This is a genomic window from Actinoplanes philippinensis, from assembly GCF_900113015.1.
Lineage (GTDB): Bacteria > Actinomycetota > Actinomycetes > Mycobacteriales > Micromonosporaceae > Actinoplanes > Actinoplanes philippinensis.
In genome coordinates, this window is sequence record NZ_FONV01000002.1 from 30,381 (window position 1) to 46,087 (window position 15,707).

The window sequence follows — 15,707 nt, forward strand, 5'->3', positions numbered from 1 at the left end:
ATTTGTCTCAGGTACGGGCGGGGCGAGCCGACTGTCGGCCCATGCGTTCGTTCCTCGGCCGGGCCGGCACCGCGGCCGCCGCCCTCGTCGTGCTCCTGCCCGGAGCGGCCCACGCGGCCGTGGCGGCGCCCGCCACCATGGTCACCCGTCTCTATCCGAAGTCGGAGGCGGTCTTCGCCAACCCGGGCCGCGGCTTCTTCACCTACACCGAGACGCACCTGCTCGCCGACGGGTCGGGGTACGTGCCGCTGGACGCCGCAGCGCTGGCCGAGGCACGGACCACGGAGAGCCGCAGCCTCGTCTTCCGCATCTTCTACCTGGAGAAGTACCAGAGCACCGACACGATCAGCCGCGAGGACCGGCAGCTGATCCGGGACGACTTCACCGCTGCCCGGGCCGCCGGGGTGAAGATGGTGGTCCGGTTCGCGTACACCGCGGAGTCCGACCAGGACGCCACCCCGGAGCGCACGGTGCGGCACATCGCGCAGCTCGGGCAGATCGTCGCGGCGAACGCGGACGTGGTCACAGCCGTGCAGGCGGGGTTCATCGGGCAGTGGGGCGAGTGGTATTACACCGCCCACTTCACCCGGACCGACTGGCAGGACCGGCGGCGGGTCCTGTCGGCGCTGTTCGCGGCGATCCCGGCGACCGTGCCGATCCAGGTGCGAACCCCGCAGATGAAGCGGCGGCTGGCGCCGAACGCGACCCGGCTCGGCATCCACGACGACTGTTTCCTGGCCGGGGACGACGACTACGGCACCTACACCGCCGACGACCGGGAGTGGCTTGCCGCGCAGGGGCCGTCCACTCTCGTCGGCGGCGAGACCTGCGATCCGTCGCAGCGGTCCGGGTGGGACAACGCGAACGACGAGATGGCCGCCTACCACTGGACCTACCTGAACCCGTCGTTCCACGAGGGTGTCCTGGAGTCGTGGGGCGAGGCCGGGCGGGACGAGGCGGCCCGGCGTCTCGGTTACCGGATCCGGCTGCTCAAGTCGGACCTGCCGGCGTCGGCCAAGGCGGGCACGCGGACGACCGCGCAGATCATCATGGTCAACGAGGGGTACGCGGCGCCGCTGCAGAATCGTCCGGTGCGCCTGGTCATCACCTCGGGCACGCGCAGCCAGTACATCGGACTCCGCGCCGACCTGCGTACCTGGACGCCCGGTAAGGCGATCATCCTGAAAGCCGACTTCACCGTGCCGGGGGCGCCCGGGACGTACCCCCTGTCGCTGAGCCTGCCCGACCCGATGGTCAAGCTCGCCGCGACGCCCGCCTACGCCGTCCGGCTCGCCAACGACGGTGTGTGGGACGAGACCACCGGCCGCAACTCGCTCGGTGTCTCCCTTGTCGTTACCCGTTGAAGGAGACCCGGCCGGCTGTCATGGGGGGCCATGGACAGCCGGCCGGGGTCTCCCCCCGGTCACCCGGCGACGGAACCGGTCACCCGGTGATGAACTCGTGGGTGGCCAGGAACCCGGTGCGCTCCCGGATCAGCGTGGTCAGGTTCTCGGCCTCGCTCGCGACGGCCGCGGTGTCGGCGCCGCCGACGGTGCCGATGACCTTCGTGATCGCGGTGATCGTGTTGAGCGCCGCGGCGTTGCCGTAGATCTCGTTGAACAGCTCCCGGTACGCCGCCCGGTACTCGTCCTGGTAGGCGGCGCTGGCCAGGAACCGTTCCTTGAGCTTGTGGCCGCTCATGAAGCCACCCCGGCCGCCCTGCGGCATCGGCATGCCCTCCGGCGGCTGGAGGTCACCGCCGCCCGGGAAGCCACCGCCGCCACGCATCCCGCCGCCGCCCATGCTCACCGACTGGGCCGGGTCCTGGGTGGCCGAGCCGGACAGGGTCAGGTTGTAGTCCCAGCCCACGACCGAGAACCGTTTGGTGTCCAGGTCGTACCAGAGGTAGTAGTTGCGGCCGGGGCCCGCCATGTCGTCGAAGTTGACGAGCAGGTTCTGGGTGGCGACGTAACGGGCGAACGACGCGACGTCGACGTGCTCCCCGAGCCCGGCGTCGAACTCGGCGTCGCTCGCGCTGTTCACCCACCGGATCAGGTCGATGACCGGCTGGAGGTCCTGACTGCCCTTCAGGTTGATCTGCTTGAAGTCGTCGGCGTACTCCGTCGGGTCGTCGCCCTGGTCGGTGAACTGGCTACCGGCCAGGCTCTTGTAGAGCACGCCCCGGTGGCCGGTGGCGCTGGCGACGGTGCCGGCGAACTCGTCGTCGGGGTGCTCCACCAGCAGCCGGGCGGTGGTGGGGCGGTCGTTGACGGTGAAGCTCGTGTAGGCGTACCGCTGAGTGATCTCACCGGCCGCCGCGAGAACGTTGAGCGAGACCGCCTCGTTGAGCACCGCCGCGCCTCCGCCCATGCCGCCGACCCGCACCGCGATCTCGCGGTGTCCCTGATAACGCCGGCCCTCGACGAACTCGTCGAAGCGGATCAGCCAGGGCAGCGTCTCCGGTTCCTCGGCCTTCAGCGAGGCACGCCCGCCGCCCATGAAGCCACCCGGCCGGGCGCCGCCGCCCTGTGGCGCGGCACCGCCTTGCGGACCGCCCTGCCGCGCGCCGCCGAAGCCGCCGCGCTGCCGCGACTGGCCGTTCCGGGTGACGCTCTGCAGCGTCGAGTTGCCCTTGAGCCGGATCCCGACGCTCGGGATGACCGTCCCGTCCAGGGTCAGATCGGCCTCCAGGTACTCCTTCTCGTTGTCGTCCCAGAACGCGTCGAGCACCCGCTGGTAGTCGTCGTCGTGGAAGGTCAGCTTGACGCTGTGCGCGGTGGTTGCGTCGAACAGGTCGGTGGTCCCGGCGATGTCCACCGTCACCTCGTCGCCGTTCTCGTCGCCGGCGCTGGTGACCAGTGGCGCGACCCGGACGGTGCTGAACACCACGGCGAACGCCAGCAGGGTCGCCGCGCAGGTGGCGAGCAGTTTCCAGTAGTGCCGGACCCGTACCGGGATCCGGTGTACCAGCCGCCGCTTCATCTACAGGTCCGTCTGGTCGTACCCGGTCAGGACCGTGACCCGCTGCCCGCCGGTGCGTTCGCCGAGCCTGCCGATCAGCTCGCCGGGTTCGGTGCCCTTCTTCAGCCGGACCGTGTACATCAGCTCGGTCAGCGCGCCGCCCCGGATCGACTCGATGCTGATCAGTTCGAACTCGCTGGTCAGCGAGATCAGCACGTCCTGGATGTTCTGCGTGTAGTTGCCGTCCGGCGGCACCTGCACCTTGACGACCTGCCGCTGCACGTTGGACGCGAACCAGTTGAACCGGAACATCACCAGGATGATCAGGCTGATCGCGACCGCGGCCACGATCGCCAGGGTGTAGAAGCGGGTGCCGGCGGCCATGCCCACGCCCATCACCAGGAAGATGAACCCGACGTCGCGGGTCTCCTTGATCGCGTTCCGGAACCGGACCACCGACAGGGCGCCGACCAGCGCGAACGCCCGGGCGATGTTGGAGCCGACGACCAGCATGATCAGCGCGATCAGCATGCCGAGGATGACCAGCGTCTGCACGTACGACTGGGAGTACGACACGTTGCGGTGGGTGAACCGGTACACCCAGGCGATGAACGCGCTGAGCACGAACGACAGGGACAGCGCGATAGCGATGTCACCGACGCTGAACGTGCCGGACAGGTCCTGTACTTCGAAGGGCATGGTCAGACCTCGACAGTCTCGGAATCGGGAATGTGAAAGATCGAGCGCGGCACCCGGCCGAAGGCCTCCACGCTCTGGCAGTACTTGGAGACCCGCACGATCGACAGGTTCATGCGGGCGGCCAGATCGGTGAGCCAGTACGGCACCCGCTCGTCGGCCTTGAACTCGACCACCGACAGCCGGGCCGGCACGATCAGCCGGTTCTCCGCCTCGGCGGCGAAGTGGAAGTCCCGGTCCCGGCCACGGACCCGGTGGTCGAGGGTGACACGCAGCCCCACGTCGGCGTCCCGCCCGACGTAGGCCTCCCGCTGGTAGCCGGTCATCGCGACCGGCCGCAGGTCGAGCACCGAGACCAGTTCCAGGACCTCCTCCAGGAAGGCGGTCCGTCCCGGTTCGTGATCGACCATCCGGCGGCCGTCACAAAGATCGCGGGCCAGGTGGTACGGCAGAGCCGCCCGCCGTTTCTGGGTGACCCGGTTGACGCGCTGCTTGATCTCGACGTGCACGGTCGTGTCGTCGGTGACGTCGTTCCGGTCGCCGTAGTGGCGCAGCCGCAGTTTCCGGCGGAACTTCAGCCCCTCGATCTTCTCCCAGTAGAACCGCAGGTCACGGGTGTCGTAGTAGGTGCTCCACACCCCGTATCCGCCGTCGCCGCCGTGGCTGTCGGCATCCATCCGGGCGACCAGCTCCCGGCGCAGTTCCGGGACCCGGTCACTGGGCATCAGGTACTTGATCTCGTACCGGTTGAACGAGTGCAGGGACGTCATGCCCCATATCTAGGGACAGCGAGGACAGAGCAACCTCGATGAATCCTGTGAATCCCATGGGAACGTGAGATGAACCCGAGGTGGACGGCGGTGTGATTACTTCAGCGGCGGTACGGCCCGCTACCGCCGCTGGATGACGCCCCGCTCCCGGCCCGGGCACTACCGTTGACCAGGCCATGATCAGCCGACACCCGCACGCGTCCGACCTCGCGGTGGCCACCGTGCTGACCGCCGGCGCCTTCGTCTTCTACCGGATGGCCGCCGCCCGGGTCCCGACACCGCAGCTCACCACCGCCGACGTCCTCGGCGCGGTCCTGGCGTTCCTGGCGATCGCCGGCCGGCGCCGGTGGCCGCGGGCGCTGCTGGTGGTGGTCACCGCCGGCCTGATCGGGCACTACCACGCCACCCACCACGGGCATCCGCTGCTCCTGCTGGCGAGCGGCTTCGTCGCGTACACCGTGGCGGCCACCACCGACCGCCGTACCACGCTGATGCTCGCCGCCGGGTGCGGCGCCGCCGTCTACGGGGGCTACGCCGTCGTCCACGGCAACCCGGTCGCGCTGCAGAGCCTGCCGACGCTCTTCTTCATCGGGATGGCCACCGCGTTCGGTGACGCCACCCGCAGCCGCCGCGCCTACCTGGCCGAGGTCGAGGAACGCGCCCGCCGGGCCGAGCAGACCCGCGAGGAGGAGGCGCAGCGGCGGGTCATCCAGGAACGGCTGCGCATCGCCCGTGAACTGCACGACGTGGTCGCCCATCACATCGCGGTGATCAGTGTGCAGGCCGCCGCCGCCAGCCACCTGCTGGACCGGCGGCCCGAGCAGGTGCGGCCCGCGCTCGACCTGATCCGGCACGCCGGCGACGACGTGCTCAAGGAGCTGTCGTCGATCGTCGGGGTGCTGCGGCAGTCCGACGACCCGGTGGTGAACACCGAGCCCGCGCCGGGGCTGTCCCGGCTGCCGGCGCTGCTGGAGACGGTCGCGGCGGCCGGTCTGCGGGTCACCGTCGACACCACGGGCGCCGAGCGGCAGCTCCCCGCGGTCACCGACCTGGCCGCCTACCGGATCGTGCAGGAGGCGCTGACCAATGCCCACAAACACGGCACGGGCTCGGCTCTCCTGTCCCTGGCCTGGTCGGGGCGGGCGCTGACGATCGACGTCCGGAATCCGCCCGGGAGCGAGCGGAGCCCGGGATCGGGATACGGCATCGTGGGGATGCGGGAACGCGCCACGGCCGCCGGCGGAACGCTGGAGGTGCGCGAGGAACCCGGCCGGTTCACCGTGCGCGCCACCCTACCTTATGAGGACAAATCGTGATTCGCGTGCTGTTGGCCGACGATCAGGCGCTGATCCGTGCCGGATACCGGATGATCCTCGACTCCGAGCCGGACATCGAGATCGTCGGTGAGGCGATGGACGGCCGTGAAGCCGTCGAGCTGGCCCGCCGGCAGCGGGCCGACGTGGTGCTCATGGACATCCGGATGCCCGGCATGGACGGCATCGAGGCGACCCGCCGCATCGCCGCCGACGACGACCTGGCCGGGGTGCGCATCCTGGTGCTCACCACCTTCGAGAACGACGACAACGTGATGCTCGCGCTGCGGGCCGGGGCCAGCGGTTTCCTCGGCAAGGGCGTCGGGGCCGACGAGCTGATCCATGCGGTACGGGTGGTGGCCGCCGGCGACGCGCTGCTCTCCCCCCGCGCCACCCGCGGCCTGATCGACCACCTGCAGAGCCGGCCCGGCCCCGGACCGGCCGTCACCTCGGTGCCGCTCGACGAGCTCACCCAGCGGGAACGTGAGGTGCTGGTGCTGGTCGCGCACGGCTACACCAACGACGAGATCGGCGAGCGGCTGTTCCTGTCGCCGCTGACCGCGAAGACGCACGTCAACCGGGCGATGGCCAAGCTCGGCGTCCGCGACCGCGCCCAGCTGGTGGTGGTCGCTTACCAGAGCGGCCTGGTCGACGTGCCCCGGGGCTGAGAGCAGGCTGAGAGGCCCCGGCCGGTGACCGCGGCGGCGGTATTGCGGACCTCCGGCTTACCGCACTCGTGGTAGCCGGTTCGCCCGCCGCTGGACGACGATGCCGGCGGCCCGCGGATCCGACACTTTCCGGGTGTCGATATTCGCCCGTCTCAGTCTGGCCAACCGCAAACTGGTGGCCATCGTCGCCGCACTCGTCGTGGCCCTCGGCTGCTACGCGGCGGCCTCCCTCAAGCAGCAACTGCTGCCCGACCTGTCGTTCCCGGCCGTCAGCGTGGTCGCCACCTACCCCGGCGCCGCCCCGGAAGTCGTCGAACAGCAGGTCACCGTGCCCCTCGAGGACGCCGTCCAGAACCTGACCGGCGTCGAGAGCATGACCTCCACCTCCCGGCAGGGCACCGCCACCGTTCAGCTGTCGTTCGGTTTCGACACCGACATCGACGACGCTGCCGCCGCTGTCGAACAGGCCGTCTCGAAGATCGGCGCACGCCTCCCGCAGGACGTCGACCCGCAGGTCCGTACCGGCAGCACCGGCGACCTGCCGACCATCACGCTGGCCGCCACCGGGACCACCGCCGACGCCCTCACCGGCACTGTCGTCCCGGCGCTGCAGGCGGTCGACGGCGTCAACGAGGTGACCGTCTCCGGCGCCCGCACGCAGATCCTCACCGTCACCCCGAAGAACCCGGCGACCACACAGGCGATCATCACCGCGCTGAGCAGCCTCGGCGGCACCTCGTCGGCCGGCTCGATCAGCTCCGGCGGACGCGACCTCAGCCTCGCCGTCGGCGGCCCGGTCACCTCGATCGAGCAGGTCGAAGAGCTGTGGATCAACACCGGGGCAAAGCCACAGCAACTGCGGAACCTGGCCGAGGTACGGCTGACCGAAGGCGCGGCAACCTCCATCACGCGTACGAACGGGCAGCCCAGCCTCGGCGTCTCCATCACGATGAACCACGGCGGCAGCTCGTCCTCGATCTCCGAGGACGTCCGTGACCTGCTGCCCGGCCTGACCACGGCCCTCGGCTCCGGCGCCGCCCTCACCGTCGTGTCCGACAACGGCCCCGCCGTCAAGGAGTCCGTCGACGGCCTCCTCGAAGAGGGCGCCCTCGGCCTGCTGATGGCCGTCCTGATCATCGTGCTGTTCCTGCGGTCGGCACGGTCCACGCTGGTCACCGCGGTGTCCATCCCGCTGTCGCTGCTGATCGCGCTGATCGTGCTGTGGGCGCAGGACTACTCCCTCAACATCCTCACCCTCGGCGGGCTGACCATCGCCGTCGGCCGGGTCGTCGACGACTCCATCGTGGTCCTGGAGAACATCAAACGGCATCTGGGGTACGGCGAGGACCGCCGCCACGCCATCATCACCGCCGTCCGCGAGGTCGCCTCCGCCGTCACCTCGTCGACCCTCACCACGGTCGCCGTGTTCCTGCCGATCGCGTTCGTCTCCGGCATGGTCGGCGAACTCTTCGGCTCCTTCTCGATCACCGTGACCGTGGCCATGCTCGCGTCGCTGCTCGTGTCGCTCACCGTCGTCCCGGCGCTCGCCTACTGGTTCCTCAAGGCCCCGCGGGACGCCGCCGGCGCCGACCCGGAGTCCTACCGGCGGCGCGTCGAGGCCGAGGAGCGCCAGGGCCGCCTCCAGCGTGTCTACCTGCCGGTGATCGCCTTCGCGGTGCGCCGCCGCAAGACCGTCCTCGGCATCGCCGCCGCCCTGCTCGTCGCGACCGCGGCGATGGCCGGCGGACTCAAGACCAGCTTCATCGACCAGTCCGGCGAGGGCACCCTCACCATCAGCCAGACCCTGCCCGCCGGCACCGGCCTGGCCACCACCGACAAGGCCGCCCAGCAGGTGGAGGCAGCGCTCACCGGGCTCGACGGCGTCGCGTCGTACCAGGTCCGGATCGGCTCCCCGGGCGGCCTGTTCGGCGGTGGCAGCGGCGGCAACAGCGTCTCCTACACGCTGAACCTGACCGACGGCGCCGACGCCGCGGCCGTCGAGAGCAGCCTCGAGACGAGACTCGCCGCGATCAAGGACGCCGGGGAGATCAGCGTCGGCGGCGGAGGCGGCGGTTTCGGCGGCAGCGGCATCGAGGTGTCGGTGCACGCCGACGACGACGCCACCCTGAAGGCCGCCACCGCACAGGTCACCGAGGCCCTCGCCGGCGTCACCGAGGTCACCGACGTGACCAGCGACCTGTCCGAGAGCGCCCCGCAGATCAGCATCGTCGCCAAGGGCGAGGCCGCCGCCCGGTACGGTCTCACCGACCAGGCCGTCGTCGGCGCGCTCCGGCAGGCCGTGCAGGGCGCCACCGTCACCCGCGTCACGCTCGACGGCGCGCAGCACGACGTCGTCGTCGGCACCGGAGCGGACGCGCCCGCCGACCTCGCCGCCCTCAAGGCCGTCACCGTCATGACCCAGGCCGGCCCGGTCCGCCTCGACAAGGTCGCCACCGTCACCGAGATCGACGGCCCCGTCCAGCGGACCCGCGTCGACGGCGACCGCACCAACACCGTCACCGCCACCCCCGTCGGCGACGACACCGGGGCCGCCAGTTCGGCGGTACGGGCCGCCCTCGACAAGCTGACCGCGCCGGCCGGCTCCTCGTACGAGATGGGCGGTGTCGCCTCTCAGCAGTCGGAGGCCTTCACGCAGCTCGGCCTCGCGATCGCGGTGGCCATCGCCCTGGTCTTCCTGATCCTGGTGGCGGTGTTCCGCAGCATCCGGCAGACGCTGATCCTGCTGGTGTCCGTCCCGTTCGCGTTCGTCGGCGCGGTCGCCCTGCTCCTGGTCACCGGAACGCCCCTGGGCGTGGCCGCCCTGATCGGCATCCTGATGCTGATCGGCATCGTCGTCACCAACGCGATCGTCCTGATGGACCTGATCAACCAGTACCGCGAACGCGGCATGACCGTCACCGAAGCCGTCGTCGAAGGCGGGCTCCGCCGCCTCCGCCCCATCCTGATGACCGCCCTGGCCACGATCTTCGCCCTCCTGCCGATGGCGCTGGGCATCACCGGCGCGGGCGGCTTCATCTCCCAGCCGCTGGCCGTGGTGGTGATCGGCGGCCTGGTCAGCTCCACAGCGCTCACCCTGGTGCTGATCCCGGTCCTCTACACGATGATCGAGTCCCGCCGGGAGGCCCGCCGCCTCCGCCGCCTCCCGGTCGAGGCCCCGGCCCCCGCCACGCCGGAGCCCCTCCCGGTCGGCTGACCACCCCGTGCGGCCGGCGTCTCCGCGGGAGGCGCCGGCCGCACGGCTCCGTGAGCTGTCCCGCACCGCCCTCGGGCCACCTCGCGGCCGGTCGGGGTCACTGCTGCATGACCCAGGTCTGCTGGGGGTGGGTGAACTCGCCCACCACTGTCCAGCCGGCCCGGCGGTACAGGTCCACGTTCGCCGGTTTGCTCGTCTCCAGCACCGCGGGCAGGCCGTCCTCGGCGGCTCGGCGCAGGCCGGCGGCCATCACCGCCCGGCCCCAGCGGCGGCCCGCGACGGACGGGTGGGTGCCCAGGACGCCCAGGTACCAGAACGGCTCCCGGGGCAGGGCGCTGTGCAGCGCGTCCTCGTAGGACCTCACCCGGGCCAGGGCGTCCGCGGGGACGTCGAGCTCGCCGGCCGGCTCGTCGCCGCCGGTGGGTGGCTCCCAGATCGCGGCGGAGAGGCCGCCGATGGTCCAGATGGAGCCCTTGCCGACCCGCTTGTCGAAGAGCCGCCCGAAGAAGGCCGCCGCCTGACGTGGGTACTCGGTGTCGTCCGGGAACAGGAACCGCAGCACCGGGTCGGCGGGGAAGGCCGCGACCAGCGAGTCGACGATGCGTTCGCGATCGGCCGGGGTCGCCACGGTGATCTCAGGAGTTCCGGTCACGTTCCCGACCCTAAGGCACCCGGCGCGACGAGCGCGGCCCCGCGGGGTGAGCGGGCAACCGGCCCGGCGGGCGCGCTGGGCGCGGGAGTGGGCAGGTGGTCGCGTGGTGGGCACGGGCGGGGTGGTTCGTGGGGCGGCCGACGGCGTACCGCCGCGGGGCCGGAAAGGGGAACGGACCGTCAGTGGACCGCCTCGCGGGAGGCCGGGATGTCCGGGGTCGACGGGGCGGAAGCGCCGGTCAGGAGCTGGGCCTCGAGGGCGTCGAGGGCCTCCCGCAGGCGGGCTATCTGGACGTGCGGGGTGTTGTCGATCGGGATGGGCGGGCCGCTCTTCTTGCCGGCCGTCGCCGCGCGCTCGGCCTCGTGGGCCTCCTGGAGAGCGGTCAGGACCAGGCCGACCAGCAGGTTGGTGAGCAGGTAGCAGGCGGCGACCATGTAGGAGACGTAGTACGGGACGGCCCAGGCGGAGATCTCCCGGCCGGCCGACAGGATGTTGGTGATGTCGTCCAGGGAGAGCAGCAGGAACAGGCTGAGCATGGCCTGGCCGACGGTGCCGTAGCGCTCGGGCTCGGCCGCGCCGAAGAGCATCCAGCCGACCATCGCGTAGCCGTAGATCACCAGGGCGGTGATCAGCAGGAAGCTGCCGAGGCCGGGGAGGCTGCGGCGGATCCCGACGAGGATCACGCGGAGGCTGGGGAACAGGCGGAAGGCGCGGACGATCCGGGCCAGGCGCAGCAGCCGCAGCAGGGTCACGTTCTCGCGGACGCCGGGGAGCAGCGGGGCGGCCAGGATGGCGATGTCGAAGAGGTTCCAGCCGTCGCGGAGGAAGCGGGACGGGCGGTCGAGCGAGGCTCCGAGGCGCAGCAGCAGCTCGAGGACGAAACCGGCGACGCAGAGGTGCTCTATCACCCGGAGATACGGTCCCGCGGCGGCCTCGATCCCGGAGTAGGTCTCCAGGCCGAGGCACGCCGCGTTGACCGCGATGACCGCGAAGCCGGCGGCACTGAACCAGGGCGCGCCGACCACGGTCAGGCAACGTGCGGTGAGATCCCGGATGAGCACCGCCGCATCCTATGCGGTGCTTCCTGGCGGAAATGTCACTTGGTGGGCAGGGTGTGACCGTTCGCGTCGAGCCAGGTGTCGAAGGTCTGCAGCTCCGGGTTGAGCCGGCGGACCTCGGTGAGGTCGCGGACTCCGGTGAAGTAGTCCTCGAACTCGGTGTAGTACTGGAGCATGTTGCCCGCCTCGTCGGCGCCCGGGAAACCGAGATCACGGTAGGCGTCGTGGGTCAACGGGCGGTAAACGACACGCTCACCTGTGGCACGGGAGAGTCCGGCCGCGATCTGCTCGCCGGTCAGATGCTCGCCGGCGATGTGCACGAACCGGCCCGCATACTCGGCCGGGCCGGCCTTGAACAGGGCGTACGCCGTCTTGCCGATGTCCTCGACGGCGATCCCGGCGAGCTTGCTCGCGCCCATCGGCAGGCTCAGGGTGAGCACCCCGTCGGCGTCGCGGGTGGCGCCCCAGCCGTTGGCGAGGTTCTCCCAGTAGAACGTGGTGCGTAGGAAGGTGGTCGGCACCCCGGCCTCGGTGAACAGGCGGTCCGCCTCGGCCTTGGCGTCGAAGTGCGGAACCTTGTACTTCTCCTGGAGGGTCGGCATCCGGTCGTCGTCGACCGGGATGTGGTCGCGGGTGTCCTCCAGAGTGGACCAGACCACGTGCTGCAGGCCGGCGCGCTTGGCGGCGCTCGCCAGGTTGGCGGCCTCCTCCAGCTCGCGGTCGGCCGACATGTGGGCCCAGAAGTTCGTCACCAGGAAGGCGCCGTACGCCCCGGTGAACGCCTCGACCAGGCTCTCCTCGTCGTAGTTGTCGGCCTGCACCACCTCGGCGCCGAGCTTGACCAGCTCCTGCGCCCGGGGCGAGGTGGTATCGCGGGTCAGGGCCCGGACCGCGTAGTCGCCGGACGGGTCGGCCAGGATCGCCTGCACCAGTCCGCCGCCCTGGGCACCGGTGGCGCCGACAACCGCGATGATCTTCTGCTGGCTCATTCTGATCACTCTCTCCGTTCTGGTGAGTGGCCCTTCCGGCCTCTCGCGACCGGCTCAACCTCGCCAAGACATCGATAATTCCCGATGCAATGAGACGGCGGTCACCCCTCAGCGGTCGCGTTCGGTTGCCGATCGGTTTCGGTGATGACAACGCACCGGCAGGACCGGATCTCCGCACCGGAGGACACCCTGCGAGCCGAGCGCGACGAGGCGCTCCGGACCGCGGCGCGGCTGCGTGCGGTCCTGGACTCGGCGCACGACGCGTTCGTCTCGATGGACGCCGGAGGCCGGGTCACGGCCTGGAACACAGCGGCCGAGCAGCTCTTCGGCTGGACCGGCGAGGAGGCGGTCGGCCGGTCCGCGACCGAGCTGATGATCCCGCCGCGGCTGCGCGCGGCACATCAGGAGGGGCTGGCGCGGGTACGGCGTAGCGGCGTCTCCGAGATGTCCGGACGCCGCCTGGAACTGACCGCTGTTGATCGCAACGGCCGGGAGTTCCCGGTGGAGATGACCCTCCAGTTGCAGCACGACCGGGGCGAGCCGGTGTTCCACGCGTTCCTGCACGACATCACGGCCCGGACCACCGCGCGGACCGAGCTGCGGCAGGAGCGGGCGTTCCTGCAGGCGCTGCTGGACAGCCTGGACGCCGGGGTCGCCGCCTGCGGGAGCGACGGGCGGCTGGCCCAGTTCAACGCGGCGATGCGGGAGATCCACGGGCTGGCGCAGCTGCCGATCGGGGCCGAGTCGTGGGCCCGGACCTACCATCTGGTCGAGGCGGACGGGCGTACCCCGATGGCGCCCGAGGCCGTGCCCCTGGCCCGCGCGTGGACCGGCGAGACCGTGCAGCACGAGGAGATGGTGGTCTGCGCGCCGGACCGGCCGCCCCGCCGTTTCCTGGCCAACGCCCGGCCGATCGACACCGCCGACGGCCGGCGGCTCGGCGCGGTCGTCGCCATGCACGAGATCACCGACGCGCACCGGGCCGAGATGCTGCGCCGCTGCCGGCACGCGGTCGCCGAGGCGCTGTCCGAGGCGCTCTCCGCCCGGGACGCGGCGATGGCCGCCGCCACCGCCGTCGCCGGCGAGCTGGGCTGGGTCTGTGCCGAGTACTGGGAGGTCGACGACGAACGGCACCGGATCGTCCGGGCCGGATCGTGGCGGCGGGACGGGTTCGACCTGGCCGGGTTCAGCGATGACGAGCCGGTCTCGTTCAGCATCGGGCAGGGCGTGCCCGGGGCGGTCTGGGCGAGGGGCGCCGACATCTGGAGCAACGACCTGCTCGGCGACCTGACCGACCCGGGACGGCTGCCGCTCGGGCACCGGCTCGGGCTGCGCGCCGCGATCGGCATGCCGGTGCACTGCGACGCCGGGGTGGCCGGGGCGCTGGTGTTCTTCTCCGACAACCCGGTCGGGCGCGACGACGACATCCTCGCCGTGCTGCGCGACATCGCGGCACAGACCGGCCGGGTAATGGAACGCCGCCGCACCGAGCAGCTCGGCCTGGCGCTGGCCGCCGCCCGGCGCGACTTCAACCGGGTGATCGAGCTGGTCAACGACTGCGTGTGGAGCGTCCGCTACGAGCCGCCGGACCGCTGGCACACGCTCTACGTCAGCCCCGGCGAGAACGGCGTGTTCGGAGGACCGCTGCCGCCGACGGACACGTTCGCCCACCTGATGGCCGAGCACATCCACCCGGACGACATGGAGCTGTTCCGGGCGTACGAGAACGCGCTCAAGGCGGGACGGCCGGGTGAGTTCGAGTGCCGGTTCATCGGGTTCGACGGGGTGGTGCGCTGGGTGTGGTGCCGCGGCTTCCCCCGTACCGAGGACGGGGTCCTCTACCTCGACGGGATCGCCACCAACGTCACTGAGCGGCGGGAACTGGCCGACCAGCGGGAGCTGCTGCTCGCCCGGGAGCAGGAGCAGGTGCGCCGGCTGCAGGAGTTGGACCGGATGAAGGACGAGCTGGTCGCCGTGGTCAGCCACGAGATGCGCAACCCGATCGCGATCATCGCGGCCTACACCGACTCGCTGCTGGAGGAGCCGGAGCTGGCCGAGCGCCGCGAGCTGGCCGCCATCGAGCGCACCAGCGCGCACCTGCTGCACCTGGTCGAGGACCTGCTCGACCTGGCCCGTTTCGAGAGCGGGCCGGCGCTGCTCGACCCGCGGCCGCTGCGCCTGGACCGGCTGCTGCGCCAGGCCGTCGAGGAGCACCGGATCACCGCGCAGGTCGACCTGGTCGCCGAGATCGACTCGCTGCCCGTGGTGTCCGGGGAGTCGGCGCGGCTACGGCAGGTGGTGGACAACCTGCTCTCCAACGCGATCAAGTACACGCCGCCCGGCGGGACCGTGACGGTCGGGGCACGTGCCGGCCGGGAGACGGTGACCGTCGACGTCACCGACACCGGCATCGGGATCCCGCCCGAGCAGTACCCCAAGCTGTTCACCCGCTTCTTCCGGGCCAGCACCGCGGTGGACCGCAAGATCAAGGGCACCGGGCTGGGGCTGGCCGTCACCAAGGCCGTCGTCGAGGCGCACGGCGGGACGATCACGGCGGCGCCCGGGCCGGAGGGCGGCACCCGGTTCACCGTCACGCTGCCCCGCTGACGCGCCCGTTTGCCGATTCCCGGCCGCCGGGCGCGCCGTACTCGATAGCGTGACACGAGGGCGGCGCGGGAGAGGACCATGTGGAGGACCGCGGAACGGCAGGGACCGGTGGTGCTGCTGGTCGAGGACGACCAGGATCTGCGGGAGCTGACCACGCAGATGCTGGAGATGCACGGCTTCTCGGTGTTGGCCGCCAAGGACCCGGTCGGCGCCCTGATGACCTGCCGGGTGCACGACGGCGCGATCGACGTGCTCCTGACCGATCTGGGCCTGCCCGGCGTCTCCGGCGGTGAGCTGTCCCGGTCGGCGACGACGGTCCGGCCGGGCATGCGGGTCGTCTACGTCTCCGGGGTGCCCGAGGAGATCGCCGTGAAACGGGGCCTGATCAAGGCGGGCTCGCCGTTCATCGCCAAGCCGTACACCGCCGACGTGCTGGCCGGCCGGCTGCGGTCGGTGCTGGCCCAGACCTCGTCCACCACCGACCGGTAACCATCTCGCAACCGAGGCTCGCTCATGGTCCCCAGCAACCGCCCGATCTACAGGGCAACGGCCGCCACGGAGGGTGGCCCTCGTGAGTGAGGACAACCAGTGGACCGGTTCAAGCTTCTCCTCGGATATCTGCGCGCCGGCCAGGACTCGGACGAGGGCGCGACGATCGTCGAGTACTCCCTGCTGGTGGCGCTCATCGCGGTGGCCCTCATCGTCGGCCTCCAGGCGCTCGAGACCGACATCGCCGGCCTCTTCACCAAGATCACGAACGCGATCTAGCAGGTCCGGCG

General features: G+C 71.1%; 13 protein-coding genes. 7 read left to right on the top strand and 6 right to left on the bottom strand.

Annotated elements, in window-relative coordinates; all coding sequences use genetic code 11:
* Positions 1-41: 41 nt before the first annotated feature.
* Entirely contained in the window at positions 42-1,364 is a 1,323-nt protein-coding gene (locus BM290_RS03675) for a DUF4832 domain-containing protein (protein ID WP_093610013.1), read from the top strand.
* A gap of 79 nt (positions 1,365-1,443) precedes the next feature.
* On the opposite strand, the gene BM290_RS03680 is transcribed toward BM290_RS03675, so the two are convergent.
* Genes BM290_RS03680 through BM290_RS03690 form a run of 3 tightly spaced genes read right to left on the bottom strand, consistent with a single transcriptional unit; the run spans position 1,444 to position 4,427 of the window.
* Positions 1,444-2,982, bottom strand: a complete 1,539-nt coding sequence (locus BM290_RS03680; protein WP_093610015.1) for a CotH kinase family protein — start codon at positions 2,980-2,982, stop codon at positions 1,444-1,446.
* A complete protein-coding gene (locus BM290_RS03685; RefSeq protein WP_093610017.1) occupies positions 2,983-3,660 on the bottom strand; it encodes a DUF4956 domain-containing protein in 678 nt (225 codons plus the stop codon).
* 2 nt (positions 3,661-3,662) lie between these two features.
* Positions 3,663-4,427, bottom strand: a complete 765-nt coding sequence (locus BM290_RS03690; RefSeq protein ID WP_093610019.1) for a polyphosphate polymerase domain-containing protein — start codon at positions 4,425-4,427, stop codon at positions 3,663-3,665.
* A 176-nt stretch (positions 4,428-4,603) separates the two neighbouring features.
* Between BM290_RS03690 and BM290_RS03695 the strand changes: the two genes are divergently transcribed.
* From BM290_RS03695 to BM290_RS03705, 3 genes are all read left to right on the top strand, one after another.
* The gene (locus tag BM290_RS03695) at positions 4,604-5,743 is read left to right on the top strand and encodes a sensor histidine kinase (protein WP_093610021.1); all 1,140 of its coding nucleotides are present in this window, start codon (positions 4,604-4,606) and stop codon (positions 5,741-5,743) included.
* Positions 5,740-6,408 carry a response regulator transcription factor gene (locus BM290_RS03700; RefSeq protein ID WP_218163276.1) on the top strand — a complete coding sequence of 223 codons (669 nt, stop codon included), beginning with the start codon at positions 5,740-5,742 and terminating at the stop codon, positions 6,406-6,408. Before BM290_RS03695 ends, BM290_RS03700 begins: the two co-directional genes overlap by 4 nt.
* A gap of 133 nt (positions 6,409-6,541) precedes the next feature.
* Complete coding sequence (locus BM290_RS03705) at positions 6,542-9,622, top strand: efflux RND transporter permease subunit (protein ID WP_093611141.1); 3,081 nt, start codon at positions 6,542-6,544, stop codon at positions 9,620-9,622.
* A 97-nt stretch (positions 9,623-9,719) separates the two neighbouring features.
* Here BM290_RS03705 and BM290_RS03710 read toward each other — a convergent pair whose 3' ends face one another.
* From BM290_RS03710 to BM290_RS03720, 3 genes are all read right to left on the bottom strand, one after another.
* Complete coding sequence (locus BM290_RS03710; RefSeq protein WP_093610025.1) at positions 9,720-10,274, bottom strand: GNAT family N-acetyltransferase; 555 nt, start codon at positions 10,272-10,274, stop codon at positions 9,720-9,722.
* Positions 10,275-10,453: 179 nt separating this feature from the next.
* Complete coding sequence (locus BM290_RS03715) at positions 10,454-11,335, bottom strand: ion transporter (RefSeq protein ID WP_093610027.1); 882 nt, start codon at positions 11,333-11,335, stop codon at positions 10,454-10,456.
* Between the two features lie 35 nt (positions 11,336-11,370).
* A complete protein-coding gene (locus tag BM290_RS03720) occupies positions 11,371-12,321 on the bottom strand; it encodes an NmrA/HSCARG family protein (RefSeq protein WP_093610029.1) in 951 nt (316 codons plus the stop codon).
* Between the two features lie 144 nt (positions 12,322-12,465).
* On the opposite strand from BM290_RS03720, the gene BM290_RS03725 reads away from it, so the two are divergent.
* The 3 genes from BM290_RS03725 (at position 12,466) to BM290_RS03735 (ending at position 15,696) form a co-directional block, all read left to right on the top strand.
* Positions 12,466-14,928 (top strand): PAS domain-containing sensor histidine kinase, encoded by a 2,463-nt coding sequence (locus BM290_RS03725; RefSeq protein ID WP_093610031.1) that lies wholly within the window; start codon positions 12,466-12,468, stop codon positions 14,926-14,928.
* Positions 14,929-15,006: 78 nt separating this feature from the next.
* Positions 15,007-15,417, top strand: a complete 411-nt coding sequence (locus BM290_RS03730; protein WP_093610032.1) for a response regulator — start codon at positions 15,007-15,009, stop codon at positions 15,415-15,417.
* Positions 15,418-15,516: 99 nt separating this feature from the next.
* The gene (locus BM290_RS03735) at positions 15,517-15,696 is read left to right on the top strand and encodes a Flp family type IVb pilin (protein WP_093610033.1); all 180 of its coding nucleotides are present in this window, start codon (positions 15,517-15,519) and stop codon (positions 15,694-15,696) included.
* Positions 15,697-15,707: the final 11 nt, after the last annotated feature.

What these genes read in the sequence shown, in the direction of transcription:
- BM290_RS03675 (WP_093610013.1), top strand. Translation starts at nt 42, where the DNA reads ATGCGTTCGTTCCTCGGCCGGGCCGGCACCGCGGCCGCCGCCCTCGTC.
- BM290_RS03680 (WP_093610015.1), bottom strand. Translation starts at nt 2,982, where the DNA reads ATGAAGCGGCGGCTGGTACACCGGATCCCGGTACGGGTCCGGCACTAC.
- BM290_RS03685 (WP_093610017.1), bottom strand. Translation starts at nt 3,660, where the DNA reads ATGCCCTTCGAAGTACAGGACCTGTCCGGCACGTTCAGCGTCGGTGAC.
- BM290_RS03690 (WP_093610019.1), bottom strand. Translation starts at nt 4,427, where the DNA reads ATGACGTCCCTGCACTCGTTCAACCGGTACGAGATCAAGTACCTGATG.
- BM290_RS03695 (WP_093610021.1), top strand. Translation starts at nt 4,604, where the DNA reads ATGATCAGCCGACACCCGCACGCGTCCGACCTCGCGGTGGCCACCGTG.
- BM290_RS03720 (WP_093610029.1), bottom strand. Translation starts at nt 12,321, where the DNA reads ATGAGCCAGCAGAAGATCATCGCGGTTGTCGGCGCCACCGGTGCCCAG.
- BM290_RS03725 (WP_093610031.1), top strand. Translation starts at nt 12,466, where the DNA reads ATGACAACGCACCGGCAGGACCGGATCTCCGCACCGGAGGACACCCTG.
- BM290_RS03730 (WP_093610032.1), top strand. Translation starts at nt 15,007, where the DNA reads ATGTGGAGGACCGCGGAACGGCAGGGACCGGTGGTGCTGCTGGTCGAG.